The sequence below is a fragment of the Spirosoma endophyticum genome (assembly GCF_900112365.1).
Classification (GTDB): Bacteria; Bacteroidota; Bacteroidia; order Cytophagales; family Spirosomataceae; genus Spirosoma; species Spirosoma endophyticum.
In genome coordinates, this window is the sequence record NZ_FOLQ01000002.1 from 935,316 (window position 1) to 961,557 (window position 26,242).

25 protein-coding genes and 1 tRNA gene are annotated in these 26,242 nt (G+C 48.5%); 14 read left to right on the forward strand and 12 right to left on the reverse strand.

Annotated elements, in window-relative coordinates:
- Positions 1-18: 18 nt before the first annotated feature.
- From BM202_RS08890 to BM202_RS08905, 4 genes are all read right to left on the reverse strand, one after another.
- Positions 19-888, reverse strand: coding sequence for a YitT family protein (locus tag BM202_RS08890; protein ID WP_093825023.1), 870 nt, complete (start codon positions 886-888; stop codon positions 19-21).
- Between the two features lie 105 nt (positions 889-993).
- Positions 994-1,902, reverse strand: a complete 909-nt coding sequence (gene cysK / locus BM202_RS08895) for a cysteine synthase A (protein WP_093825025.1) — start codon at positions 1,900-1,902, stop codon at positions 994-996.
- 34 nt (positions 1,903-1,936) lie between these two features.
- Positions 1,937-2,176, reverse strand: coding sequence for a four helix bundle protein (locus BM202_RS39040; RefSeq protein ID WP_093825028.1), 240 nt, complete (start codon positions 2,174-2,176; stop codon positions 1,937-1,939).
- 188 nt (positions 2,177-2,364) lie between these two features.
- Positions 2,365-3,210: a serine O-acetyltransferase gene (locus BM202_RS08905; RefSeq protein ID WP_093825030.1), complete on the reverse strand. Its 846-nt coding sequence runs from the start codon at positions 3,208-3,210 to the stop codon at positions 2,365-2,367.
- Positions 3,211-3,450: 240 nt separating this feature from the next.
- Here BM202_RS08905 and BM202_RS08910 point away from each other — a divergent pair, with 240 nt between their 5' ends.
- The 4 genes from BM202_RS08910 (at position 3,451) to BM202_RS08925 (ending at position 6,875) form a co-directional block, all read left to right on the forward strand.
- Positions 3,451-4,671 carry a PQQ-dependent sugar dehydrogenase gene (locus tag BM202_RS08910; RefSeq protein ID WP_177236545.1) on the forward strand — a complete coding sequence of 407 codons (1,221 nt, stop codon included), beginning with the start codon at positions 3,451-3,453 and terminating at the stop codon, positions 4,669-4,671.
- Between the two features lie 121 nt (positions 4,672-4,792).
- Positions 4,793-5,287 (forward strand): RDD family protein, encoded by a 495-nt coding sequence (locus tag BM202_RS08915; protein WP_093825033.1) that lies wholly within the window; start codon positions 4,793-4,795, stop codon positions 5,285-5,287.
- Positions 5,288-5,290: 3 nt separating this feature from the next.
- A complete protein-coding gene (locus tag BM202_RS08920; protein ID WP_093825034.1) occupies positions 5,291-5,800 on the forward strand; it encodes a methylated-DNA--[protein]-cysteine S-methyltransferase in 510 nt (169 codons plus the stop codon).
- Positions 5,801-5,822: 22 nt separating this feature from the next.
- Positions 5,823-6,875 (forward strand): MBL fold metallo-hydrolase, encoded by a 1,053-nt coding sequence (locus BM202_RS08925; protein ID WP_093825036.1) that lies wholly within the window; start codon positions 5,823-5,825, stop codon positions 6,873-6,875.
- A 102-nt stretch (positions 6,876-6,977) separates the two neighbouring features.
- Here the strand turns inward: BM202_RS08925 and tig are convergent, their stop codons facing one another.
- Together tig and BM202_RS08935 are read right to left on the reverse strand one after the other, a co-directional pair.
- Entirely contained in the window at positions 6,978-8,339 is a 1,362-nt protein-coding gene (gene tig / locus BM202_RS08930; RefSeq protein ID WP_093825039.1) for a trigger factor, read from the reverse strand.
- Positions 8,340-8,443: 104 nt separating this feature from the next.
- A tRNA-Leu gene (locus BM202_RS08935) sits at positions 8,444-8,525 on the reverse strand.
- Positions 8,526-8,754: 229 nt separating this feature from the next.
- On the opposite strand from BM202_RS08935, the gene BM202_RS08940 reads away from it, so the two are divergent.
- The 7 genes from BM202_RS08940 (at position 8,755) to BM202_RS08970 (ending at position 17,038) form a co-directional block, all read left to right on the forward strand.
- Positions 8,755-11,055 carry a RelA/SpoT family protein gene (locus tag BM202_RS08940; protein WP_245776585.1) on the forward strand — a complete coding sequence of 767 codons (2,301 nt, stop codon included), beginning with the start codon at positions 8,755-8,757 and terminating at the stop codon, positions 11,053-11,055.
- A gap of 121 nt (positions 11,056-11,176) precedes the next feature.
- Complete coding sequence (locus BM202_RS08945; RefSeq protein ID WP_093825041.1) at positions 11,177-11,686, forward strand: Fur family transcriptional regulator; 510 nt, start codon at positions 11,177-11,179, stop codon at positions 11,684-11,686.
- A gap of 195 nt (positions 11,687-11,881) precedes the next feature.
- Positions 11,882-13,168, forward strand: coding sequence for an adenylosuccinate synthase (locus BM202_RS08950; RefSeq protein ID WP_093825043.1), 1,287 nt, complete (start codon positions 11,882-11,884; stop codon positions 13,166-13,168).
- Between the two features lie 88 nt (positions 13,169-13,256).
- Positions 13,257-13,958 carry a hypothetical protein gene (locus BM202_RS08955; RefSeq protein WP_093825045.1) on the forward strand — a complete coding sequence of 234 codons (702 nt, stop codon included), beginning with the start codon at positions 13,257-13,259 and terminating at the stop codon, positions 13,956-13,958.
- Between the two features lie 205 nt (positions 13,959-14,163).
- Positions 14,164-15,150, forward strand: a complete 987-nt coding sequence (locus BM202_RS08960; RefSeq protein ID WP_245776586.1) for a hypothetical protein — start codon at positions 14,164-14,166, stop codon at positions 15,148-15,150.
- A gap of 95 nt (positions 15,151-15,245) precedes the next feature.
- Positions 15,246-16,613, forward strand: coding sequence for a LapA family protein (locus BM202_RS08965; protein WP_093825048.1), 1,368 nt, complete (start codon positions 15,246-15,248; stop codon positions 16,611-16,613).
- A gap of 80 nt (positions 16,614-16,693) precedes the next feature.
- Entirely contained in the window at positions 16,694-17,038 is a 345-nt protein-coding gene (locus BM202_RS08970) for a hypothetical protein (protein WP_093825051.1), read from the forward strand.
- 14 nt (positions 17,039-17,052) lie between these two features.
- Here BM202_RS08970 and chrA read toward each other — a convergent pair whose 3' ends face one another.
- From chrA to BM202_RS08995, 5 genes are all read right to left on the reverse strand, one after another.
- Positions 17,053-18,255 (reverse strand): chromate efflux transporter, encoded by a 1,203-nt coding sequence (gene chrA, locus BM202_RS08975; RefSeq protein WP_093825053.1) that lies wholly within the window; start codon positions 18,253-18,255, stop codon positions 17,053-17,055.
- Positions 18,256-18,324: 69 nt separating this feature from the next.
- On the reverse strand, positions 18,325-19,284 hold the full coding sequence (locus BM202_RS08980) for an isopenicillin N synthase family dioxygenase (RefSeq protein ID WP_093825055.1): 960 nt from the start codon (positions 19,282-19,284) through the stop codon (positions 18,325-18,327).
- Between the two features lie 151 nt (positions 19,285-19,435).
- The gene (locus BM202_RS08985; RefSeq protein ID WP_093825057.1) at positions 19,436-20,131 is read right to left on the reverse strand and encodes a superoxide dismutase; all 696 of its coding nucleotides are present in this window, start codon (positions 20,129-20,131) and stop codon (positions 19,436-19,438) included.
- Between the two features lie 167 nt (positions 20,132-20,298).
- Positions 20,299-20,910 carry a recombination mediator RecR gene (gene recR, locus BM202_RS08990; RefSeq protein ID WP_093825216.1) on the reverse strand — a complete coding sequence of 204 codons (612 nt, stop codon included), beginning with the start codon at positions 20,908-20,910 and terminating at the stop codon, positions 20,299-20,301.
- A 102-nt stretch (positions 20,911-21,012) separates the two neighbouring features.
- Positions 21,013-21,303: an ATP-dependent Clp protease adaptor ClpS gene (locus BM202_RS08995; protein WP_093825058.1), complete on the reverse strand. Its 291-nt coding sequence runs from the start codon at positions 21,301-21,303 to the stop codon at positions 21,013-21,015.
- A 112-nt stretch (positions 21,304-21,415) separates the two neighbouring features.
- On the opposite strand from BM202_RS08995, the gene BM202_RS09000 reads away from it, so the two are divergent.
- Both BM202_RS09000 and BM202_RS09005 read left to right on the forward strand, forming a co-directional pair.
- Complete coding sequence (locus BM202_RS09000; protein ID WP_093825060.1) at positions 21,416-22,879, forward strand: sodium:solute symporter; 1,464 nt, start codon at positions 21,416-21,418, stop codon at positions 22,877-22,879.
- Positions 22,880-22,897: 18 nt separating this feature from the next.
- Positions 22,898-24,802, forward strand: a complete 1,905-nt coding sequence (locus BM202_RS09005; RefSeq protein ID WP_093825062.1) for a TlpA family protein disulfide reductase — start codon at positions 22,898-22,900, stop codon at positions 24,800-24,802.
- A gap of 2 nt (positions 24,803-24,804) precedes the next feature.
- Here the strand turns inward: BM202_RS09005 and BM202_RS09010 are convergent, their stop codons facing one another.
- Positions 24,805-25,389 carry a Uma2 family endonuclease gene (locus BM202_RS09010; protein WP_093825064.1) on the reverse strand — a complete coding sequence of 195 codons (585 nt, stop codon included), beginning with the start codon at positions 25,387-25,389 and terminating at the stop codon, positions 24,805-24,807.
- Positions 25,390-25,457: 68 nt separating this feature from the next.
- On the opposite strand from BM202_RS09010, the gene BM202_RS09015 reads away from it, so the two are divergent.
- The gene (locus tag BM202_RS09015; RefSeq protein WP_093825066.1) at positions 25,458-25,961 is read left to right on the forward strand and encodes a GNAT family N-acetyltransferase; all 504 of its coding nucleotides are present in this window, start codon (positions 25,458-25,460) and stop codon (positions 25,959-25,961) included.
- Positions 25,962-26,242 lie beyond the last annotated feature (281 nt).

Sequence of the window (26,242 nt, forward strand, 5' to 3'; positions counted from 1 at the left end):
ACGTAATGATAGGAACGATTAATGCATTGGCAAACTCTTCACTTTCCCTCCTGCCACATCATCAACACTATGTTGAATAATGAATGCGTTGGGGTCGATCTCCAGAATCGCCGTTCGCAATCTGACGATTTCCAGCCGGGTAACTACCGTATAAAGAATCGTATCAATATCCTGGTGATTACCATGTTTGCCGTATCCGCCCTGCCCGTTGAGGATGGTTACACCCCAGCCTTGTTCGATGATACGTCCCCGGATCGCCTGATTATTCTTGGAAACAATGAGAACGGCGGTATACTCTTCAATACCGTGAATGATAAAGTCGACAGTTTTCGATGCGGCAAAGTAGGTGATCATCGAATACAGGGCTGGATTCAACCCCAGAAAAAACGCAGCCGCCCCAAAGATGACCAGGTTAAGAACCAGAATGACATCGCTTACTTTCAGTACGTGACTGCTGCGACTGATGAGAAGAGCCGCTATTTCTGTACCGTCCAGCACCGCACCACCCCTAATGGCCAGTCCGATGCCCGCGCCGATGAAGAAACCGCCAAACACAGCGGTCAGTAACAAATCGGGCGTTACGTCGGGGTAGGGGATAACGGCCAAACTAAGCGACAGGCCAGCGATAGCCAGCGTGCTCTTAAGCGCAAACTGTTTACCAAATTGCCGATAGCCTAACCCAATAAAAGGCAGGTTAATGACTAATAACCAGACGGGAAGTGGAATGTGGAATAGCGAGGCCAGCAGCATCGAAACGCCCGTTACGCCACCGTCGATAAAATGACTTGAGAGCAAAAAACCTTTGATACCCATCCCGGCGCTGAGTATGCCGCCGATGATAAAACTAGTGTCTTTAATGAATCGGTAAAGTGCAGATTTTGGGAGCATAGAGGAACGTTGATGGGAGTTTTAGTAAGAAGTCGCTCGTCAATAGTCGTTAGTAGTCTGATGCTTCAGCCACTAACGACTATTGACGAGCGACTATCGACTTTACTAATACAACCCTTCAATCGACAAATATCGTTCGCCCGTATCGTAGCAAAAGGTCAAAATTCGGCTGCCGGGGGTAAGGTCGACCAGCTTTTTTGCTACGGCGGCCAGCGATGCTCCCGACGAAATTCCTATAAACGTACCCTCTTCCTTCGCCGAACGGCGGGACATTTCGAAGGCTTCCTCTTTACTCACCTGAATGGTGCCGTCCAGCACGTCGGTATGTAAGTTCATCGGAATAAAACCGGCTCCAATACCCTGAATGGGGTGTGGGCCTGGTGCGCCACCGCCGATAACGGGCGATAATTCAGGCTCAACCGCGTAGACTTTCAGATTCGGGAATTTCTCTTTCAATACCTGACCCACCGCCGTGATGTGGCCACCGGTGCCAACACCCGTAATCAATACGTCGAAACCCTCAGGAAAATCGGTCAGGATTTCCTGCGCTGTTGTTCGTATGTGAACGTCGATGTTCGCCGGATTCTCGAACTGCTGAGGCATCCAGGAATCAGGCGTTTGGGCTATCAGTTCATGCGCGCGCTCAATCGCTCCTTTCATACCTTTTTCACGGGGTGTCAGGTCGAATTCGGCACCGTAAGCTGCCATGATCTTGCGCCGTTCGATGCTCATGGATTCGGGCATTACCAGAATTATTTTGTAGCCTTTCACGGCCGCAACCATCGCCAGACCAATGCCGGTATTGCCCGACGTTGGCTCAATAATCGTACTGTCCGACGTAAGTAATCCCTTCGCTTCGGCGTCTTCGATCATCGCCAGGGCAATGCGGTCTTTTATGCTGGCACCGGGATTAGCTCGTTCCAGTTTCGTCCAGACTTCGTAGCCCGGAAACAGCCGATTGATGCGCACATGGGGCGTCTGGCCAATCGTGTCAAGAATAGTGGTGGCTTTCATAAATAAAGTCGTTAGTGGTTTAGTCGTTAGTAAACTAACGCTTGAGGGAGTTTATAAAACCGTTTAGAATACGACCAATTTCATCACAAAGAGAAAGCCCATCCTTTAAATCCTGTTCATTAATGAATTTCAAACGCTGGGCTAAATATAACATTGATTTTACTTCAGCATTTGACCCTTTTGATATGAACAGAAATCGGGCAAAGTCATTGTCACTACTACGTTCAAATCCTTCTGCTATGTTGTTGGAAACGGATACAGAGGCTCTGAAAATCTGGTCTTTAAACTATACTCTCGGGATTGATGAAATTTCTCAAACATCAATACGCTAGATCCTGAACCTTTTGCCAGGCGATAATATCTTCAAAGCGAGTCACTTTCATGTCATTTTTAGTTAGTGGGTAATAATCGATAAACATACGACTATTATACTAACGACTATTGACTGGTGACTAACGACTGTCAGATGACAAAATTGATTGGTTCGATTGACTCCAGGGACTTCAGCCGGACGTCGGTTTGATGCTGGTGAAATACGAGCGAGTGCGCTTCGACACTGCTGGTTAGCCAGACGTTACCCCCAATAACCGAGTCGTGCCCAACGGTTGTATACCCCCCCAGAATCGTCGCGTTAGCGTAGATGACTACGTTGTCTTCAATGGTTGGATGCCGCTTTTTCTGCGCCATTGATTTCGCTACGTGTGTGGCACCGAGTGTTACACCCTGGTAAATTTTCACGTTGTTGCCAATGACCGTCGTTTCGCCGATAACAACGCCGGTACCGTGGTCAATGAAAAACGACGGCCCGATTTGTGCACCGGGATGAATGTCGATACCCGTCTGGCCGTGTGCATATTCGGTCAACATCCGGGGTAGGAGTGGTACGTTGTACTGAAGTAATTCGTGCGCAAAACGATACACGCATATTGCGTAAAAGCCCGGGTAAACGGCCACGACTTCCTCGATACCAACGGCGGCCGGATCATTATCGGCAATGGCGTGGGCATCGAGCAACAGACTGTCGTAAATAGAGGGTAAGCGTTCGAAAAAACGCTCGGTGATGGCCTCTGGTGTTTCTGGAAGGTTATTCTCCAGTGGGCATAACAACTTGGTAAGTTGCTCGTGCAGACTTCGATACGTCTCCTCTACGTGCTGCGATACCGATTTGCAATCCTGCGTAACGGGGAACAGCAACCGCATAAGTTGATCAATAAAACGTCCGGCATCAGGCCGCGATGGGAGTTTATATCGGTAGTGTGCCCGCTGCGTGTGCAGATGTTCGAGGAAGGTATTTGTATCGGTAATCATGATATGTTAGGTGACTAGGTAAGCAAATGTCGAGGTGATTAGCTTGCACAGAGCTAGTTATGCAAATGTACTACGTCGTCTGGACGTAGTACACTTATAAACGTATCCGTTAGCTAAATAGAGGTTGACTAATTAAGTAATTATTCATGTTTCTGGAACAAAACACGGACAGCAAAGTTCGATGGTCGTACCAGGAATCTGGTTTGTCTTGCAAATTAGTAGAAAATAGAGCGACTCGTCATGTTCAGTAAAACCATAATAACCTTTGCCGTATCCCTGATGGCAACCTCGGGTGGAACCTGGCTTCTAACGTCGGCTTGCCAGCCTGCCAAACAGCCTGATTCAATAACGCAGGACTCAACCGGATCGAGTATGGGTAATCTGGCTGCTAAAGCCGTCAATGCTTATCCAAAGTTGACGTTCTCCGATCCGATCGAATACACCCATGCCAACGATGGGACCAATCGGGTGTTTGTCGTCGAACAGGCCGGGCGCATTCGGGTATTTGAGAACGACGCCAGTGCATCATCAGCCGGTACGTATCTGGACATTCGCAGCAAAGTATCGTCTGGTGGCGAAATGGGTTTGCTTGGTTTAGCCTTTCACCCCGATTTTAAACAGAATGGCTTTTTCTACGTCAATTATACTAAAAGCAATCCCCGGGAAACCATCGTGAGTCGTTTTAAGGCGGCATCGACCAGTGCATCGGAAGTTGATCCCGGTTCGGAGGTAATCCTGTTCCGGTTTGATCAGCCTTATGCCAATCATAACGGTGGTAAAGTGCTATTCGGGCCGGATGGTTATCTCTACGTATCGACGGGAGACGGTGGGAGCGGGGGCGACCCGCAGAACAATGGGCAAAATCGCAGTAGCTGGTTAGGGAAAATTCTGCGCGTTGACGTGAACAACACCGAAAAAGGGCAGTATGGCATTCCGAAAGACAATCCATTTAAAGGAAATACCAACGGCTATCGGGAAGAAATTTTCGCTTATGGCTTGCGCAATCCCTGGCGGGTCAGCTTTGACGAAAAGGGTCAATTGTGGGCAGGTGACGTAGGGCAGAACAAAATTGAAGAAGTCGATATCATCAGGAAAGGGGGTAACTACGGCTGGCGGATCAAGGAGGCTACTGCGGACTACAATACGAGCGGTACCAGCGTGAATGCGGCTGATCTGATCTCACCCATCTGGCAATATTCGCACGACAAAGGCGACATATCCATTACCGGCGGAGTAGTTTATCGGGGCTCAGCCAATCCGGCACTACGTGGTAAGTATATCTATGCCGACTACGCCAGCGGCCGGGTGTGGGCCTTAACGCCAAACGGGACCAACGCGGCTACCAATCAGGAGATTATTTCCAGGGCTGGCTCTATCTCAGCCTTTGGCGAAGATCAGAAAAATGAACTGTATCTGTGCGATTACGCATCAGGAAAAATCCTGAAACTGATGGGAAACTGAGAAGATGATGACGCATTAAAGAAAAGCCTGACTTCCAGAAAGTCAGGCTTTTTATTTGGGTTGTATTTTGCCTGAAAAGCTAGTAAGTTACAACGGTTTCTTACCCTACCTTTTTAATGAAATGGACAATCAATCCCGTGATTTACTTAATGCCGATGAGTTACTGGCTGAGCCACTTGTTCCTGCCAGTCGAATGAAACGCTTTCTGAACTCGCTTATTGATACTGTGTTTTTTTATATTATTCTAGTGACTATCGGTGTCATTTTTACCTTATTAATTCCGGGCAGCACTGAGGCAATAAACCGATTGAATCCGCTGGTAGTCCAGGTAATGGGCATGTTATTATTTGGCGGCTATTATATCGTATTCGAGACTTGGTTAGGCAAAACACCCGGTAAAATGATTACACGTACTAAAGTGGTAGATAATGAAGGCGAGATGCCAGGTTTTAAAGTAATAATAGGACGAAGTTTTGCCCGGCTCATCCCATTTGAAGCCTTTTCTTTTCTACAAGAAAAGCCTGTCGGAATTCATGATCGAATGAGTCAAACGATGGTCGTTGATGATAAGCCGCGTTCGTCACTTGACCTATCACTCAGACAACTGACAGAATAAGCAATGAGTACCGCCGTTTTTGAATCTCCTCTTGGTTTAGTACGTATTACCGGTGATGATGCTGGGATTAGCCTCATTTCCTGCACCGATAGTTCTGTGAACAACGTAGTAGAAACGCAGTTCGAAGATCAACTTTCGGAGCCAGTATCATTAGCCTTGCAACAGCTACAGGAGTATTTTACCGGGACGCGTCAAACCTTTGATTTTCCAATCAATCCATCGGGAACAACGTTTCAGCAAACTGTTTGGAAGGCCCTGCTCGACGTGCCGTTTGGTACTACGTTGTCCTATCTGGCGCTGACCCGACGTATCGGTGACGAAAAGGCGATTCGGGCCGTAGCAGCCGCCAATGGTCGAAATCCCCTCTGGATTGTGGTGCCATGTCACCGCATCATTGGTTCCGATGGGTCGTTGACGGGTTATGCGGGTGGATTATGGCGGAAGCAGTGGTTGCTGGAACATGAGGGTATTTTATCCGGTCGTGAAACAGGCAGGCAACTATCGTTGTTCTAACTGGCGAACGCTCCACTCGCTAATGCATTATCTTCCCCTGTTTCTGCTGCCCTGTTTGTTGTTGATGATTTCGTCCTGTGCTCCGCATTACAAAGGCCCCGTCAGTGATCATTTTAACGGGAAGAAATTCTTCAACCCCGGTATGCCCGAGCGAACGTCGGCCGGGTTGCTGAAATGGATACTTCACCGAGACAAAGGGCCCTGGCCAGAGCAACCTGACGCGTTTGTGGGCGCTCGACCTGCCACACGTATCGAAGGGGATAGTCTGGTACTGACGTTCGTGAATCACTCTACATTTCTGATCCAGACGAATGGGCTGAATATCCTGACCGATCCGGTCTGGTCGAAACGGGTCGGGCCAACATCCTTGCTGGGTATTAAGCGTAAACGTCCGCCAGGGCTCCGCTTTGAGGAGTTACCCCCGATTGACGTCGTGTTACTGAGCCATAATCACTACGATCATCTTGACCTGCCAACGATCAAAAAGTTAGTGAAAGCCCATAATCCGCTGTTTGTTACGCCCCTGGGTGTTTCCTATCTGCCCAAGTCAGTGGACGGACGAACCACCCGCGAGCTTGACTGGAACGATACGTTGCGGATAAACGATAAACTCTGGCTAACCTGTACGCAGGCACAACATTTTAGCAATCGCGGCCTGGGCGATAACGACGAAACGCTTTGGTGTGGCTATTTACTTCACACAAGCTTTGGTACTACGTATTTCTGCGGAGATAGCGGCTATGGTCCTCATTTTAAGCATATTGCCGAGCAGGCTAAGCATAATGATCCTGGGTTTCCTGGCACCGGGCCTATAAAGCTTGCGTTGTTACCTATTGGCTCGTATCGGCCAGAGTGGTTTATGGCACCTATCCATGTGTCGCCCGCTGGGGCTGTGCAGGCATTCGTTGATCTCAATCCCATACAGGCTGTAGGCATTCACTTTGGCACCTTTCAACAGGGTGACGATGGCTTGTTTGAGCCCGCCGATGATTTACGAAAAGCATTGAAAGAGAAGAATATTCCTGAAGAGAAATTTCTGGTGCCGAAGGAAGGTCACCCGATGGTGTTTAAATAAGAAAAACCTACAAGATCCTGAAGACCTTGTAGGTTTGTAATGCTACATCCAAAATAGTATTAACCGCTGGGGAGGCTTCTTCGTTAGGTCCCTATGCGTTGATTAACGATTTTCAACCAGTGCTTTAAATTCGTCTACCGTTATGTCCTGCGACACAAGGGTCATTTGCGTTTTCGCGAATTCAATCACTTTATCGTCATACACCCGGTTGAACGTACTGGTGTAATTCTGACCGTTATTCTTTTCGTCCATCAGGTAATTGCGGGCGATGCGATCGATGGTTTTTTTCATCTCTTCATCTTCGCTTCCAGCAAAACCAAACTGCTCACGCACCATTTCACGGGTTACGGCCAGCACTTCATCGAACTCAACTTTGATATCGGCTTTATCCGCGATCTTGTTTTTGATGAGTTGTAGTTTAACGGACTTGGTGAAGTCGTCATACTGTTCGTCAACCTGCTCGGGCGTAAATTTACCTTCGTTAACTTCCAGCAACCAGTTCTTCAGAAACTCGTCGGGCAGCAATATGGGCGTATTCTCAAGCAATGTTTTCTCAATGTCCAGGCGCAACAATTGCGCTGACTCACGACCGTAGTTGCCCCGGATGATTTCGGCCACTTTCGTGCGGAATTGTTCTTCGTCGCTAACGGCACCAACACCCAGCACTTTATCGAAAAACTCCTGATTCAATTCGGCAGGTTCGTTCCGGGTGATGTCATCGACCTCAAACGTAAACTCGCCTGTCAGTTCAGCCGCTTCTTCTTTCTTCACACCCGTTGCGTTGGCACGAGCTTTCTCATCGGGGAAAGCCTGCTCCAGCACAAACGTCACTACGTCTCCTTTTTTCTTACCAACAAACTGTCCTTTAGCATCTTCGGCCATCTGGTTCATTGGGAAGGCCGTTTTCGCCGTAAAGGCATCGGCTCCTTCTGGTGTGCTTGTCTGCTTTAGTTCACCATAGATGGTGTCACCATCGGCAACTTCTTCACCATGACCGTGGGCGTGAAAACGTTGTTGTAAATCAGCGATGGTCGAATCAACTTCAGCCTCACCAGCCTCAATTTCGTATTGAGTTACGCTCGGCAGATCACTGAAATCAATATCGAATTCAGACGCCAGTCCAAGGGTATAGCTGAACGCAAATTCCGATTGGTTGTCCCAGTCGATGGTATCGGCCAATTCCCGATCAGGAATAGGATCACCAACAACCTGCAATTTATTTTCGCGGATATACTGGCTAACGGTTTTGCTCAACATGGCGTTGATTTCGTCCACCAAAATACTTTTACCGTACATTTTCTGCACCAGCGAGGCAGGTACGTGACCAGGACGGAAACCCTTCAGTTGAACCTTACGCCCATAATCTTTCAGTTTCTTATCTACTTCTGGCTTATAGTCAGCCGGTGTTAGCGTAATTTTCAGCGAAGCATTCGTGTCGCTGGCTTTTTCTAAGGTAATATCCACGTTTGTATCGGTTTGAAATGAAAGAGCGAAAGAGTAAAAAAGCGAAAGAGTGAATTGTTAGACAACGCTCTTTCGCTCTTTCACTCTTTCGCTTTTAAACTTTGTACGGGCGGAGGGACTCGAACCCCCATGCCTTGCGGCACCAGATCCTAAGTCTGGCACGTCTACCAATTTCGCCACGCCCGCAGGGCCAATTTTAAACAGGATCAGTCAGCGAAAAAACGCGTTGGGATGCTGTTTACTGAACAACGTTTCGTCGTTTCAGGGTGCAAAGGTATAAAAAAAAATATACGTGTCAAGACATTTGTGTGAAGGTTTTATTTTTAGATAATCTCAAAGCAATTTTCGATTATTATTTTGTTATCTTGGTAGTACGAGTACAACCTAAAGGCAATTACCTGCAACGAAGCCCACTATGATAAATGCCATTGAACGTCCTGATAACTCTGGTGCACCAGAGGCACCGGGGCCCGGCACCGAACCAGTTATCGACTTAGAACTGGAGCGACAGGAAATCCTGAAACGATACCGGCGATTGTTAAGAGCGGCAAAGCCAATGCTGAAAGGCGATGACGCTAAGCTGATTAAAAAAGCATTCAATACGTCGGCCGAAGCCCACAAAAACATGCGTCGGCGGTCGGGAGAGCCGTATATATACCATCCGCTGGCTGTTGCCCAGATCGCCGTTGAAGAAATTGGTCTTGGCCCGACTAGCATTGTAGCCGCGCTACTTCACGACGTAGTGGAGGACACCGATACGACAATTGCTGACATTGATCGGGCATTTGGCCCGAAGGTGGCCCGAATTATCGACGGTCTGACAAAGATTTCGGGCTATTTTGAATACGGGTCATCACAGCAGGCGGAGAATTTCCGGAAGATGTTGCTGACGTTGTCGGACGACGTGCGGGTGATTCTGATTAAACTCGCCGATCGGCTTCATAACATGCGGACGCTGGAGTCTATGCCCCGCGATAAGCAGTTAAAGATCGCTTCCGAAACGATTTACATCTACGCGCCACTGGCTCACCGGCTCGGTTTGTATACGATTAAGTCAGAACTGGAAGATCTCTACCTTAAACACGTAGAGCCCGAGGCTTACAAAGATATTGCCAAAAAGTTACGCGAAACCCGGCTGGCCCGCGATCGGTTTATCGGTCGATTCATCGAACCGATTGAGAAAGATCTGGCCGAGACCGGAATAAAATACATCATTAAAGGTCGGCCTAAGTCGATCTATTCGATCTGGACTAAACTGAATAAATCGAAAAAACCCTTCGAGGAAATTTTCGATTTGTTTGCGGTCAGGATCATTCTGGACGTACTGCCGGAAGAGGAAAAAGCGGCCTGCTGGCGGGCCTATTCCATCGTAACGGATCATTACAAACCCAACCCCGACCGGCTGAAAGACTGGATCAGTACCCCACGAACCAACGGGTATGAGTCCCTTCATACGACCGTAATGAGCAAACTGGGGCAATGGGTGGAAGTGCAGATACGTACCGAACGGATGAACGAAATTGCGGAGAAGGGCTACGCTGCACACTGGAAATATAAGGGCAACGACACCAAGACCGGAGAAGGCATCGAAGCCTGGATCAGTCAGGTGCGGGATATGATTGAGTCGGCGGGGAGTGGCGACAAAAAAGCGGCTATTGAGTTTGTCGATGATTTCAGAAGCAATCTCTACAGCGAAGAAGTCTTTGTTTTTACGCCCAAAGGCGATCTCCAGGTGTTGCAACGCGGGGCCACGGCGCTCGACTTTGCTTTCGACATCCACACCCAGATTGGCGCCCGATGTATGGCGGCCAAGGTCAACAACACGCTGGTGCCGTTAAGTTACGTCCTGCAAAATGGTGATCAGGTGGAGGTCATTACGTCGAATCGGCAGAAGCCCAGCGAAGACTGGTTGCGGTTCGTGGTGACGTCGAAAGCCAAGACCAAGATCAAGGATTTAATCAAAGAAGAAAATAAGCGCTACGTAACGGATGGACGCGAACTGGTCAATAAGAAACTACGCATCCTGCGGGTGGAAATGACCAATGAAATCATTAATCAGTTGCGGGCTTATTTTGGTTCTAAAACGACCGATGATTTTTTCTATCGGGTGGGCAAGGGTCATATCGACGTTGCTGAACTCAAGAAGTTCAAGTCCGATAAAGAAGCAAAAGAGAACCGCGCTAACAAGCTTAACACCGATACCTTACCTGACGCAAAAGCGTTTGTGAAGGAACTCAAGAAAATTCATGGTGAGCGGGCCGACGCCGATATGTTACTCATTGGCGAGGATATGGACCGCATCGATTATACGCTCTCGAAATGTTGTAATCCCATCTCGGGCGACGACGTATTTGGCTTCGTAACCATCAACGATGGCATCAAAATCCACCGCGTTACGTGTCCAAATGCCGTTGAGTTGATGTCGAACCACGGTAACCGGATCATTAAAGCCAAATGGACATCCCAGAAAGAACTGGCGTTTCTTGCCGGCTTGCGTATCACTGGCACTGATCGGGTGGGCCTGATCAATGACGTAACGCGGGTCATCAGCAATGAACTGCACATCAACATGCGTTCGGTGGCGATTGACTCAAAAGACGGTATCTTTGAGGGGAACATTCGTCTTTACGTCCACGATACGGGTCATCTGGAAACACTGATGCGAAAGTTAGAACGCGTTCAGGGTGTGTTTGAAGTTGTACGATTTGATTCCTGATCACTGACTTGGTCTGTTCGATTCACGGTATCTACGAATAAACGATGCATTCGCTACCGTAAACCGAATACTGTAAACCACAAAAGTCTACCTTTGTACTTTAAACTAATCGGAACCGGAAATGCCAGCGCCGACACAAACGAATCTAGAAGCTGCCCTGATGATTTTCCGGGCTTATCTCGAACGTAAGGGCTTACGAAAGACGCCTGAACGGTTCGCCATACTTGAAGAAATTTACAACCGACAGGATCACTTCGACGTGGATGAATTATACATCTCCATGAAAAACAAGAAGTATCGCGTTAGTCGGGCAACAGTCTACAACACGCTGGACGTATTAGTGGACTGTGATTTGGTGACCAAACATCAGTTTGGCCGAAATCTGGCGCAGTACGAAAAATCGTATGGGTATCGCCAGCACGACCACCTGATCTGTACGGACTGCCACAAGGTAATGGAATTTTGTGACCCCCGCGTCCAGAACATCCAGAACCTGGTCGGCGACATGCTGAAGTTCAATGTCATGCACCACTCGCTGATTTTCTACGGTTCCTGCGCCCGCGATCTCTGCGAAAACCGGGACGAAATGGCTAAAGAACGGCAGGAAGCTCAGGTGTCGATGCAGGAATAAAAAATGGAAAATGAATAATGGATAATTATCATCTATCCATTATTCATTTTCCATTTTTTATTCTACACTTTCCTTAAAGATGCCTTTTGTCCAACTCATCAGCGTTCACATTTCGGGATATTCAACCGGAACCTGATGTTCTGGGTATAAGTAAAGAATTAGCGTAACCATAGCTGCATTAGCGGACCAATCAGAATGATCGATGTTTTATTAGGCCTCCAGTGGGGCGACGAAGGAAAAGGTAAAATTGTGGACGTACTGGCTCCGCAGTATCAGGTTGTGGCTCGCTTTCAGGGTGGCCCAAATGCGGGACACACGCTCGAATTCAACGGGTTTAAACATGTTCTACACCAAATTCCGTCCGGTATTTTCCGGAACGATATTCTTAACATCATTGGTAATGGCGTCGTACTGGACCCGATTGTGTTCAAGAAAGAAATTGACGGTCTGGCCAAATACAATCTCGCGCTAACCCAAAATCTACAGATTTCGAAGAAAGCATCCATTATTATTCCAACCCATCGACTTCTGGATGCCGCTTACGAACAGGCGAAAGGTGAGTCGAAAATTGGGTCAACTTTACGAGGAATTGGCCCTACATATCAGGATAAAGTAGCCCGGCAAGGGTTGCGTGTTGGTGATATTCTCTCGCCAAACTTTTCGGAGAAATATGGCAAGCTGGTGGCTATTCACAAAGTCATTCTGGAGCAGAATAACTACGATTACGAATCCGTACTTCCCCAGGCCGAAGCCGAATTTTTTGGTGCGGTGGAGTTCATGAAGCAGTTTCAATTAACTGACAGTGAATATACTGTCAACGAAGCGCTAAGTGACAAAAAGAAAGTATTGGCCGAGGGCGCTCAGGGTTCATTACTGGATATTGATTTCGGTTCCTATCCCTTCGTTACGTCCTCCAGCACCATGACCGCTGGCGCCTGCACAGGGTTGGGCGTAGCCCCACGTCAGATTGGCGAAGTATACGGCATTTTTAAAGCCTACTGCACCCGCGTTGGTAGCGGCCCTTTTCCTACAGAACTCTCCAATGAAACCGGAGAGTTGATTCGCAAGGAAGGCCGTGAGTTTGGCGCTACTACGGGTCGTCCACGGCGGTGTGGCTGGCTTGATCTGCCCGCCCTGAAATACGCGATTATGATCAACGGCGTAACACAGTTGGTGATGATGAAGGTCGATGTCCTGAACATCTTCGATGAGATTCAGGTGTGTACACATTATGAATTGCCCGACGGCACGACAACTGAGCAGATGCCCTATGACCTTTGTGATACGGCCGTAAAGCCCATATACAAGTCATTTAAAGGCTGGCAAACGGATCTGACCGACATTCGCTCTTTTACCGATGTACCCGCTGAATTGGCGAACTATGTTTATTTCCTGGAAGATACGCTCGGTTTACCCATCAACTTTATCTCAACCAGCCCCGACCGTGAAGCCATTATTCACCGGCAGGCTGTGATTGCTTAGTTTTCATTACGTGGTAAGCAGCCATAACGTTACATGACTTTATGTAACGTTATGGCTGCTTCGTTCACTATCGTTATCCAGCGTCCATATGTCAGCCAGGAATTTCTATCAGACCTTATACCAAAGCGATTCGATTTTTCGAATCGCCAACGAATCATGGTCAGCCAATGAAACAGGCGATCAGGCGGTTGACGAGCTGGACGCAATGGTTAATGCTGATTTGCTTTCGGCTTTAGATACGTTAGCCGCGGAGTCAACGGTGGTCAAGAATGAGCCATTGCTAGTGGATGAACCCGAAATTGCTCCTGTCGTGCTTGCTTCTACCCCCGGACCGATCGTTCTCGTTACAACGCCTGAAGCATTACCCGAACCGGCACCACGCCCAACAACCCCATCCATTTTTCCGCCTATTCAGCAACAGCCAAGACTACCGCAATTGAACCATAAAGTGCTGCTGCTGGCCGATGAAGAATTGGACCCAGGAAATTTGTTGTTCCTGGAAAAAATTCTGAAAGCCGTTAATCTTAACATCGACGGTGTAGATCTACTAAATCTGCATGGTGTTCAGGATATGAATTTCGCCGAGTTGCTACGTGGGAAATACATCAACCATTTCATTACGTTCGGCGTACCCTTCGAGCGGATTAACCTCGACATTATGATGGATCGGTACGCACCCGTTCGGTTTGAGGGCATTACGTTCCTGATGGCTGACTCGCTCCCAACTATCGAAGCCGATCAGAACTTAAAGAAACGGCTATGGGCAGCCCTTCGACGCGTTTTCCTATAAAGCTAGTTTTAATGGTTCCCATGCATCAATAAGTACTTGCATCTGTAAGGTACTTTTTACGTATTTACGGCCGTTTTCACTCTGACAGCCTGTCTAGGCTGCCTTATCCATTTGCTGGATTTCAATAATGCCGCTTATTCAACGCCTTCGTTCCTTTTTTTCTGATGGTTCTACAGTGCCTGTTTCAGCTACTACGCTTGTGCCAGTGAGAACGTATCTCTCCCCTAATTTATCCGTATTCCCCGAAAGCGTGCCGAACGCACCCATTGCCGTAACTAGTAAAGCAGACCCCTTGCCCGATTGGTTAACGGATGAAGAAAACCTGCGTGATGAAGGCGTTATGTTCGGCTTGTCTGATGCTGGACCTGACGGAAAAATCGCTGAAATCCGATCTCTGTTCAACCATCAGGCCACTCCACTTGAGGGACGAATCCAAGAGCATACCGAGAAGATCGACGAACTTAACGGGTTAATCGAGCAGCGGGAAAATCTTATTACTTCACTACGTGATCAGACCAACGCGTTGCGAGATAAAAACCCGGCGCCGAATAATCTGATGCGAACGGTGATCAGCCTGTTGCTGTCAGTATTGATATGCATTGGCAACTTTTATTTGATCGACGAAACGCTACGTCCTGCTTTCCCCAATCGCTGGATTGGGGTAGGTGTTTTTCTGGCAGGTATGTTTAATCTGTTTGGTCGTACATCCTTCTTTTATGAAACAGATACCCGCCTGTCAGGTCGGCGATTGGTTGAAGAAATTGGCCTACCATTTGCAGCATCGGTGTTTGTGTTGGTACAGGCCTGGCAAACCCAATCGGCCGGACAAGCCATTGCGCTGGGCGTTTTCGTCTTTTTCCTTTTTCTACTGGCGGGAAAATTGCTACTAAGTACCCTAACTACTTTACAGACGGATATTGACAACATTCAGACCAATAGAGAGTTAATAATAGATAAGGAAAAAAAACTACCTGTCTGGGAAGCCCAACTTTCTCAACTCGCTCGTGAAGCTGATGCGATTCGCACACAAAAGTGGTCGATCGTAACAGCTCTAACTCAGACCGAGGCTGACCTAACCCGACTGAACGCTCGGCGTGATGGGCTTGTTAACTTATTTTTGAGCGAGTTTGAACTCGCCCGCAGCGTCCGCGATCAACTCACCCAACAACAGCGGGAAGCAATTTTTAACTAGTTTCTGAGTTGATTGACCAGACGATGCGACGTAGTAGTTGGCGAATTATCGAGCCCCTACAACCTTAACATACAACAACTATACAACTTGAACTTATGGAACCAACGAATCAACCCGATTTTCAGCATGGCTATGCAAGTGGTGTTGAAGGAGTTAATCGGGAAACATACGAAGGCTATTTATCGAGTCAGGTTAACACGGACTGGATCACAGACCGGATTCAGGAAAAGCGTACTGAACTGACCAATACCGAGCGTCAACTAGCCGAAGCTACTGACGCTAACAGGACCGCTTTTGCCGATCTGCAAAATTTCACAAGCCAGGTTGATCGCCTGGATAAGCAGATCAAACAGAAAGAAGCAGACCGGCAAGCACTGGAAGCTGACCGCGACCAGCTATTGGAACGCCGAACTAAAGCGGCTCCTGATTACTCGTTGCTGGCTGGGCTCCTGTTTCTAGCCGCTGGTATTTCGTTTCTGGCGGGTGATCTGATCATCTCCCACGAAATTGTAGCTTACGCCCTCAACATACGTAACACCAACGAAGCCTGGGCCTTTGCCGTGGGTCTGGCGATGGTATCGATCCTGCTGAAACCCGCTTACGACCGACTTATCGAGCAGCCCTATCAGGAAGATCCAGTGAAAAATGGGCGTAGATATGGCCGCTTCAAGATGGGATTGGCCCTATTTTCGGTGCTTACGCTGGCCGTACTCGGCTGGTTTCGTTATGAAGCGTACCGAACGGATCAGCTCAAGGCAGCCATCAACAAATCGGTCCGGCAGCTACAACTTAATACTGATCCTACCGCAGCCACACAGGTGCTTAGTCCGTCCACGCTGAGTAAAATTGAGAAGCAGTTGAGCGAATCCAGTGAGTTGAATCTGGCACTCGTAAACAGCCCCTGGGCGTTACTGTCGTTCGTGCTGAGTGGCATTTTATTTGCTCTGGCGGGGGCAGTATGTTTAGGTATTGCGCTACCCGTTTTATCAGCTTTTTGGTTTCGATGGTTGCAGGCCGATATTAAACTGGGGAAATTACGCCGTCGCCTGAAACGTCTGGACAAGGAAATAGCTCCCCTCGAAACTCAACTGGCCGAGCAACGTACGCAGCAACAAGTGCTCCAGCACAATCTCGACTTGTTACCTAACTTAAATGACTTAAAAGAAGAGCGTCAGACCATTATGTCTGAATTGAACGAATTATTGTCTGAACTCAAGCTAGCGCAAACCGATAGCCGCATCAGTAATTTCAACGATGGCTACGGTCAGGGAGAGGCTACACGCACCGTCTTGACAGATGACGAACAACGGCAGTTGCGAAAAGAGATGCTTGCTCTCCAGAACAGTAATCGTAGTCGGTCGGGGGAAGCCCGTACCAACGGTTCTGATAAAGGAACAAATGGCAAAACGCAGGGATTACGTCCTTACCAAACCATCCGAAATTATCTCTCGGATGAGCTTTAGCAGGCCATTTCGCGAATTGATTGGTACTATTGTCTTTCAGTAAATACTGCGAATTATGAAACAGTTTTAAGGAGTTGGCTATGGATTTTTCGAAAATAGGTGCCGCTGTTATTCTCTTTCTAATCGGTTCATTCGGGCATTGGTACATCATGTACTGGCAATTCAAATCGGATAAATGGATTCGCTCACCGATGCCTTATTTACTAGCGATAGTTTGTACCTGGCTTTGGATAAAAGCATCCAAATACGGTGTTGAAGGATTTAATGGGTCCATGTGGTCGAATCGATTTCTGTTTTTCGTTACGGGCGTATTTGCCGGAGCTATCCTATATCCGCTTCATTTTGGGCAGCCGTTCACGCTTAAAGTAGCCGTTCAGCTTTTGCTGGCGCTTTCGATTATTGTCGTTTCGGTCGTATGGAAATAAATAGGGCCTATCGCTCAGATAATAATCCCCGCCAGTAAGCCCCCCAGAATCAGTATATAAGGGGGAATTTTGGTATATAAGAGTACACCGATCGTTACCAATACCACCACTACTGATGGCCAGTGGGCAGCCATAGGTTCGAATAGGGCGATAGCGGCAGCCGCCGTCAGACCCGTACTGGCCGCATTAATGCCGCCTAAAGAAGCCCGCACAACCCGGTAGCGTTTTAGTTGCTCCCAGAAGCGGTACACGAAAAAAATAAGGAACGTGCCCGGCAGAAAGATACCGACTGTCGAGACGAGTCCGCCCCACAGTTGTCCATGCATACCGGCATCACGCATGGATAGCACTCCAATGTAGGAGGCAAACGCGAAAACGGGCCCTGGTACGGCCTGCACTAAGCCCAGTCCGGACAGAAACTCCTCACGCGTCAGGTAATGTTTGAAGGCCACAAATTCGTTGTAGAGCATGGGCGTCAATACCTGGCCTCCCCCAAACACGAAGCTGCCGTTACGGTAAAAATTTTCAAACAAGCGCACCGGCAACGACTGCGTGATAGCCCCCAGGCCAGCTGCCGCAATGAATACACCCAGCCATAAAAAAAAATTAGCCCACTGCACACGCAGGGGCTTCTTTTCCATTCGTTCCTGTTTTTCGTAGGTCAGTGCCGTCGTGAGGCCACCAACAGCGATCACAATAGGGGTCATCACTGGTGACCGAAAAACGTAGCCTACCAAAACCGCCGTTAGGGCCAGCGCCAGACTGACTTGATTTTTTATGACTTTCCGACCAATTCGATACCCCGCCACAATCATAAAGCCGACGGCCATAGGTTGAATGAATCGGGTAAACTGAAGTGACAGCTGGTGTCTTTCCAGATAATAGATGCCCATCCCGGCAGCTATCATGATGCTTACAGCGGGGAGTATCCAGATGAGCAGCGTAATGTAAGCCAGATTCGGTCCACCAAATTTAAAACCAATGGCCGTAATCGTCTGGGTTGAGGTTGGTCCGGGGAGCACTTGTCCAAGCGCATTCAGTTCGAGCAACTCATCTTCCGTCAGGTATCGTCGTTTTAGAACAAGCCGCTCATGAAACATGGCCAGATGAACCTGCGGCCCACCAAACGTCGTCAGTGCAAGAACCAGCACATCTTTCAGAAAGATAATGTACCGGATTCGACGTACGGGCTTAACGGTTGGCAGGTGAGGCAGCATAGGATGCGATCGGGAGAGGCAGTCTAGTCAACTTCCAGGCTGGGTCGCCAACTTGGAAGTTGTACGCATTTACGCTTTTTTCAGACCAAGTTCCATCAGCCGCTCGTCCAGAAACTCACCTGCTGTCATGTTCACATATATTTTGGGGTGTTGCGCATCAATGCAACTTTCCAGACTGGTCAGATCCATATCGGCGCGTGGATGCATAAAGAAGGGGATCGAGTACCGCGACTGATTCATCTTCTCCCGGGGCGGGTTCACCACCTGGTGAATGGTCGATTTTAGTTTGTGGTTGGTCAGTCGGTCAAGCATATCGCCGACGTTCACCACAACCTGGTCGGGCAGGGCCGTAATGCCAATCCATTTACCATCACGACGTAGCACTTCCAGCCCATCGGCCGAAGCGCCCATCAGCAACGTGATGAGGTTAATATCACCATGAGCGGCAGCCCGCACGGCACCATCGGGGGTGGTGTCGGGATCAAGCGGGAAATAATGCAACGCCCGCAAAATACTGTCGCCGTTCTTTACTTTATCGTCAAAATAATTTTCGGGGAGCTCCAGATAGAGCGCAATGGCACGTAGTAGTTGCTTGCCAGCATTCTCCAGTGTTCTGTAAGCGGTTAATGTCGCTTCACTAAACTCAGGAAATTCCTCCGGCAGTACGTTACCGGGCATATCGCCTTCTGGTTCTGGCTGACCAATGTGGTAAAATTCTTTTAAATCCGCCACTTTAAATCCTTTGGCGGTTTCCTTTCCCTTCCCGATGTAGCCACGCTGGCCATTCAGTTCCGGGTGTTCATATTTCTGTTTCAGGGAATCAGGCGATGAGAAAAAAGCCTGTGCTGAATCGTACAGCCGCTTAGTCAAGTCCTCAGTTAAACCGTGATTGCGAATAGCAACAAAACCGATTTGATTAAACGCCCTACCCAGATCCTGCACAAAACGGGCTTTGCGTTCAGGATCGCCTGAGGTAAAATCCGCCAAGTCTAATGACGGAATTTCGTTGTATAATTCTTCTGATAACATGGACTAAACTATTTTTTGCAAAAATACAAAAGTTTACATAAACAAACGTAGAGACGCAACCCCTTGCGTCTCCTGTGCCTCAGCAATGGTAATTAATAAAACCATCCGGCAAAGGAGACGCAAAGGGTTGCGTCATATAATATATCTTCAACTATGCTCCGAAGTTCTTTCCGACTTTATTCCAGTCAACTACATTCCAGAAAGCCGTTACGTATTCTGGCCGACGGTTCTGGTATTTTAGGTAGTACGCGTGTTCCCACACATCCAGCCCCAGAACGGGTGTACCTTTTTTCTCGGCCAGCGCCATCAAGGGGTTATCCTGATTAGGCGTCGAGATAATTTCGACGTCGTTACCATTCTTGATGAGCCACACCCAGCCGGAACCAAAACGACCCGTAGCGGCTTTACCCCACTCCGTTTTGAAATTGTCGAACGACGTGTATTTCTTATTAATGGCATCGGCCAACGTACCTTTTGGCGCACCACCGGCATTAGGCCCCATGATATTCCAAAAGAACGTGTGGTTCCAATGACCACCCGCATTGTTACGTACGGCGGGGGGCGTAGTGCTGCTCACACTTTTAACTAAGGCATCAATGTCCATCTTGGCCATGTCGGTTCCGGCGACGGCTTTGTTTAGGTTGTCCACATACGCTTTATGATGCTTATCGTGGTGGATTTCCATCGTCATTTTATCAATGTGCGGTTCGAGCGCACCGGCATCAAAGGGTAGCGGAGCCAGCTTGAATGGGCCTTCTGCCTGCGTAGGCGAAAAGCCAAAAGAGCGGAAAGCAACCAGCCCGGCCGAAGCACCAAAGGCCAATTTCAAAAACTCGGAGCGATTCATGCGAATGTTGGTTTGTAAGAAAACAAAAATGCGTCTGCGACCAAAGGTCCACTAAACAAAACGCGCTAAGTGGGCGAATGTTCAATGAAATTCCAGTCACAAACGCAAAGAAACGAGTTTTTGCGGTTTATAAACGGTGTTGAGTCTTACAAAGCCAAACAACCGTTTTAGTCATAGGCAATCCGGCTCAGAATGCTACGTCCGAGCGTGACTTCATCCGCATATTCGAGGTCGCCCCCGATAGGAACGCCCCGCGCAATCGTCGAGATTTTGAGGTTGAAGGGCCTTAGCTTTTTCTGGAGATAAAAAGCAGTTGTATCGCCTTCCATTGTGGGACTAATAGCCAGAATAATTTCCCGCACCTGTTCGCTCTCTGCCCCACGCAGGCGTGTCATGAGTGAGTCAATCTGTAAGTCGCTTGGGCCGATTCCTTCGACGGGCGAGATAATGCCCCCCAGCACATGATACAAGCCTTTATATTGGGCGGTATTTTCAATGGCCAGTACGTCGCGGGTATCTTCCACCACGCAAATCAGCGACTGATCGCGCTTCATACTGGCGCAGATCGTGCAGAGATCATTATCCGACAGGTTATGGCATTTGCGACAATATTTAACCTTCGTCCGCATGGCCGTTAGACTCTGGGCCAGCGTTTCGGTTTGTTCTTCATCGCGTTTGAGGAGATGCAAAACCAGCCGGAGGGCGGTTTTCTTCCCGATTCCCGGCAGCTTCGACACCTCGTTGACTGCGTCTTCTATAAGTTTGGATGGATACTCCAAGAGAATGATGACCGGGTCGCCGGTGCGATTATGAATGATAAATGATGAATTACGAACACAAATCACCGCTTTGGTAAATCATTCATAATTCATAGTTCATCATTAGTTTAACACTTCCGCTGAGATTCCCCGACGGCAAATTTCGTTACGCATTGGGACGAGTTCTTCCCATGATCCGTTCTTTACAGAGCATTTGCCTTTATAATGAATCAGGAGCGTACATTGCTCGGCCTGTTCGGGCGTATGCGCGCAGACATCTATCAATGTTTCGATTACGTGGTCGAACGTATTGACTTCATCATTGAAGACCACGAGGTTATGAACGTCGGTTTCAACTACTTCGTCGAGTACATCTACATTGGTCGACCAATCGTTTTCTTCAAAAGGTTGCATGGGAGTTAAAAGCGTGTTTACTTAGCAAATTTACGGTAAAATGGCCATCTTTAAAACCATTGCCGTGTATTAAAAGAACCCCTTTCTGGCCTGAAAAGTTGCCTTATTTCGCATGAATACCACCCTCGCTTTAGTGATCCTGATTGCCTATTTCGGGATGCTGATTGCTGTTTCTTTCTACACCGCCCGCGGAGCTGACACCAACGCTTTTTTTACCGCTAACCGACAGTCGCCCTGGTGGTTAGTGGCTTTTGGTATGATCGGTACGTCGCTTTCCGGCGTTACGTTCATTTCCGTACCGGGTGCGGTCGGAAAGATCGGGTTTTCATACTTTCAGGTCGTGCTGGGCTACATTATCGGCTATATCGTGATCGGTACGGTGCTGATGCCGCTCTACTACCGGTTAAACCTTATTTCCATCTACGGATACCTCGAAAAACGCTTCGGATTCTGGTCCTATAAAACCGGGGCGGGGTTCTTTCTACTGGCCCGTACAGTTGGCTCGGCGGTTCGGCTCTACGTAGCGGCTGGCGTATTGCAGATTGCCCTATTCAATGCGCTGGGCATCCCGTTTGAGGTGTCGGTGCTGATTACAATTGGCCTGATTTGGGTGTATACCTTCAAAGGGGGCGTTAAAACGATTATTGTGACCGATACGCTCCAAACGGTGTTTCTGGTTACGGCGGTGGTGTTGACGATCATTCTGATTTCAAAGGAATTGGGCCTCTCGTTTGGTGAGTTGGTGCAGACCGTGAAAGCCAGTCCGATGTCGCAGGTGTTTTATTGGGATGCCAACGACCCCAAGAATTTCTTTAAACAGTTCATTTCCGGGGCTTTCATTGCCATTGTCATGACGGGTCTGGATCAAGATCTGATGCAGAAAAACCTGACGTGCAAGAACATCGGTGAGGCTCAGAAAAATATGTTCTGGTTTACGGTTACGCTGGTATTTGTCAACTTCATGTTTCTGTCACTCGGCGTGTTATTGTACGTTTATGCGCAACGCGAGGGTATTGCCATTCCAACAAAAACCGATGATTTATACCCCATGCTTGCGCTGAATCACCTCGGCTTAGTGGTTGGTATTACGTTCCTGCTTGGCATCACAGCCGCTACGTATGCCAGCGCCGATTCAGCCCTAACCGCCCTAACGACTTCGTTTTGCGTGGATTTTATGAATGTTGAAAAACGCCCCGAGGTTGAGCGATCGCGTATTAAACAAATTGTTCATATTGGGTTTTCGCTGTTGTTCTACGTTGTCATCATCGTTTTCCGGCAACTCAACAGCAAGGAAGTTATTACAGCCGTTTTCGACATTGCGGGTTATACCTACGGGCCGCTTTTGGGACTTTATGCCTTTGGTATTTTCAGCAAACGCCCGGTTATGGATCGCGTTGTACCGTTCATTTGTCTGGCCTCTCCCGTGTTCACCTACATTGTCAATGAGAATTCGGCGGCCTGGTTTGGCGGGTATCAGTTTGGCTTTGAACGGCTGCTGCTCAATGGCTTATTTACGTTTGTAGGCTTATGGGCGGTGTCGAAACCCGTGCAAAAAGAAGAACCAGTAATGGTGTAAATAGATAATTAGACAGTTATGCGATCTACCCTTAGTTTTTTCAGCCTTCTATTTATAGCGCCCCATTTTTTGGCTACTGCCCAATTCTGTTTTTCGCCGGAGAAGCCGCAGGCAGGGCAACCCGTTTCCTTTACGTATTCGCCCCAAACGACGCCGTTGGCCAAAGACAGCATGCTCGAAGGCCGCTACGTTCGGTATGGTGCTCCCAACATGATGCAACTTAGCCGACCAGCAACCGTTACGTTGGTTCGGCAGGGCAACGACTATGTAGGGCAATTGCCCGCTTCGGCCAAAGAGGTTACCGGAACTATGTTGCTGTTCCGAAACAGTAAACTGCCGAATCGCACCGATGTCAATAAAGGTCAGCTTTACGTAATCCCGATTTGTGATGCATCGGGTCGAACGGTTCCTCATGCCATTGGCGGACAGGCATCCGTTTTTACCCGCAGTCACTATCTATACGAAGCTGGTGCCCGCTCTGATCCAAACTGGGTTGCTACGTTGTATGAGCATGAAATGCGGCTAAATCCTGAGGTACGCCCGCAATATTGGGCCGATTATCTGGCCGCGCTGGTAAAACAGAAGAAACCCGGCTATGGCCCAAAAGTAAAAGCCGGCATCGAGTCGTATCTGGCTTCCCGGCCCACGCCAACCGTTGCCGAGTTGATGGATGGCGCGCAGTTGTATGAAAGCATTGGCGATTTTCCAAAGGCTAACGCCCTCCGGGAACGTCAGAAAGCGGTAGATCCGGCGGGTTCGCTTATGCAGAAAGATCGCTCGATGGCGATTCGAAACGAAACCGATTGGACCCGCAAAAAAACGGCTTACCTGGCCTTCGCCAAAGATTTTCCAACGTCCACGCTCCTGCCCGCGCTGACAGTTATGATGACGGATGGATATTTTAAAAATAACGACATCAAGGGGCTGTTGACGTTCGTCGATCAGCAATCTCCGGCGCAAATTGATGTACTGATGTTGAGCACAATGGCGAATCAACTGGCCGAAGAACGCCGGTCGCTACCCGAAGCGGAGCAGTTGGCCAAACGAGGTATAGCTGTGCTAAAAACGCAGCCAAAACCAGCCAGCGTAACGGGTAACTGGGAAGTCGAAAAACAAGTTCGGCACCGGCATCTGATGAACGCCTATGCTTTGGCGCTACTGCAACAGGAAAAATACACCGAAGCCTATACGGCCTATCAGGACGTTATCAATCCCGAGGATGTAGAGAATAGCGACCCACGTACCAATGAGCGCTATTTCCTTAGCGCGCTACGTACTAACCACGCTAATGATGCCCGCCCGTTCATTGAATCTGCCGTACAGGTTGGCAAAGCGGCACCTTCCCTTAAATCAACCCTGCGCGACTGGTATGCAAAACAACCCGGCAACACCGTTGCCAAAGCGGATGCCTATCTAGCCGATCTTGAATCCGATCTGAAAGCTGAGCAAATGGACGAACTACGGCAATTGCTCATTAATGAACCGGCGCCCGCCTTCTCGCTCACCGATCTGAAGGGTCGGACTATTTCATCGTCGGCGTTGCGGGGCAAGGTGGTGGTGCTGGATTTCTGGGCAACCTGGTGTGGGCCGTGCGTGGCTTCATTTCCGGCTATGCAGGAAGCCCAAACGCGTTTCCAGAACGACGAAAACGTTAAATTCCTGTTCGTTAACACACGCGAAGGTGGACCGCTACAGCGCGTGCATAATTTCATGAACAAGAATCCGTATCCATTTGTCGTGCCCCTCGATACGCAACAGAAAGTTGCCAAATCCTACAAAGTGCTGGGTATTCCGACTAAAGTGGTAATTGGCCCTAACGGTCGTGTGCGCTACCGACACGTCGGCTACTCCGGCGATCCTGAAACGACGGTCAACGAATTGACGCTGGTGGTTGAAATGTTGAAACAGGAGCAGAGTAAATGACTCTAACGTGTCAACAACGTTAAATCAAAAGTGAAGCCGGTCAATACGTTTTCACCCGATAATTCTTGAGTAAATGAAGACACAATTTCGACAGGTTGCTGAGGGCGATAGATAAATACCTGTTGCGATTTTCGGTCGATTAACCAGCCCAACCGGCAGCCGTTTTCACGATACTCCTCCATTTTATCCTGAAGGTATTTTAGATCGTCACTGGCGGAACGAAGTTCGATGATGGAGTCCGGGCAGATGGGCGCAAATTTTTCCTGCTGTTCTTCTGGAATTACGTCCCAGCGTTCTTTTTGAATCCAGGCAACATCGGGCGAACGCGTCGCGCCATTGGGTAATTTGAAACCCGTCGATGAGTCAAACACATAGCCTGATTCATTATATTTATTCCAGGCGTACAATTCGCCCACAAGCGTAACAGTACGCAAACCTGTTTTCGATCCAGTTGGTGACAGAATTAGTATATTTCTGTATTTATCCCGTTCTAATTCAAGAGAATCATTGGCCCGGCAGAACAGAAAGGACTCGTCATCCGTCATCATCTCCAGTTTCTTCAATACAACCGGAAATTCCAGTTCCATAGCTGTCCTGGTTTTGGTTAACTATCCGCAAAATACCTTACTTGCGGTGAATTATCAATTTACACCCAATGACCGTCCGCCAAGCGACTACTGCCGATCTTCCGGCGCTAATGACCCTTATTCAACGTATCGTTCCGCTGATGCACGAAGCCGGTAACTTTCAGTGGGATGCCCATTATCCGAACGAAACCGTTTTTGGTCAGGACATCGCCAAAGGACAGCTTTGGGTTGCCGATATAGATGGTCAAATTGCTGGTCTGGCTGCCCTAACCGAAGACCAGGAACCCGAATATGCGCAGGTTGGCTTCGATCTCAGCCAGCGGGCTATTGTAACGCATCGGCTGGCCGTAGACCCAGCATTTCGCGGGCAGGGCGTAGCGGCTGCACTCCTGGCTCAGGCCGAGCAGTTGGCAATTGATCGGAGCATCTTATTCCTGCGTATTGATACGAATTCTGAGAACCAGGCTACTCAAAAACTTTTCCCCAAATTAGGCTATCAATACGCCGGAGAAATTACCCTTGGTTTCCGACCCGGTCTGCGGTTTATGGCTTACGAGAAGAAATTAGTGTAGTCCGCTGAAGGGTGATAACGTTCGAAGATCTTTGGGCATTATGGTTCGAGATTTAGCTGAAATCTATTTCTAGTCGCTTCCAATTCATCAGCCACTAATTTATCGGCCTATAGCCTAGCTAACGGCTCTACGGTTTCAGCGCCCATAGCCCTATGTGTGAGAAAATGTTGAGGAAGAATACAACGCTGAATGCAGGCAACTTTACGCTATGCCCGAGCGGGAAAGCAACCCGATCGATGAACTTCGAAAACTTCAGCTTCTTCAGAACTAGGTAAGAAAAA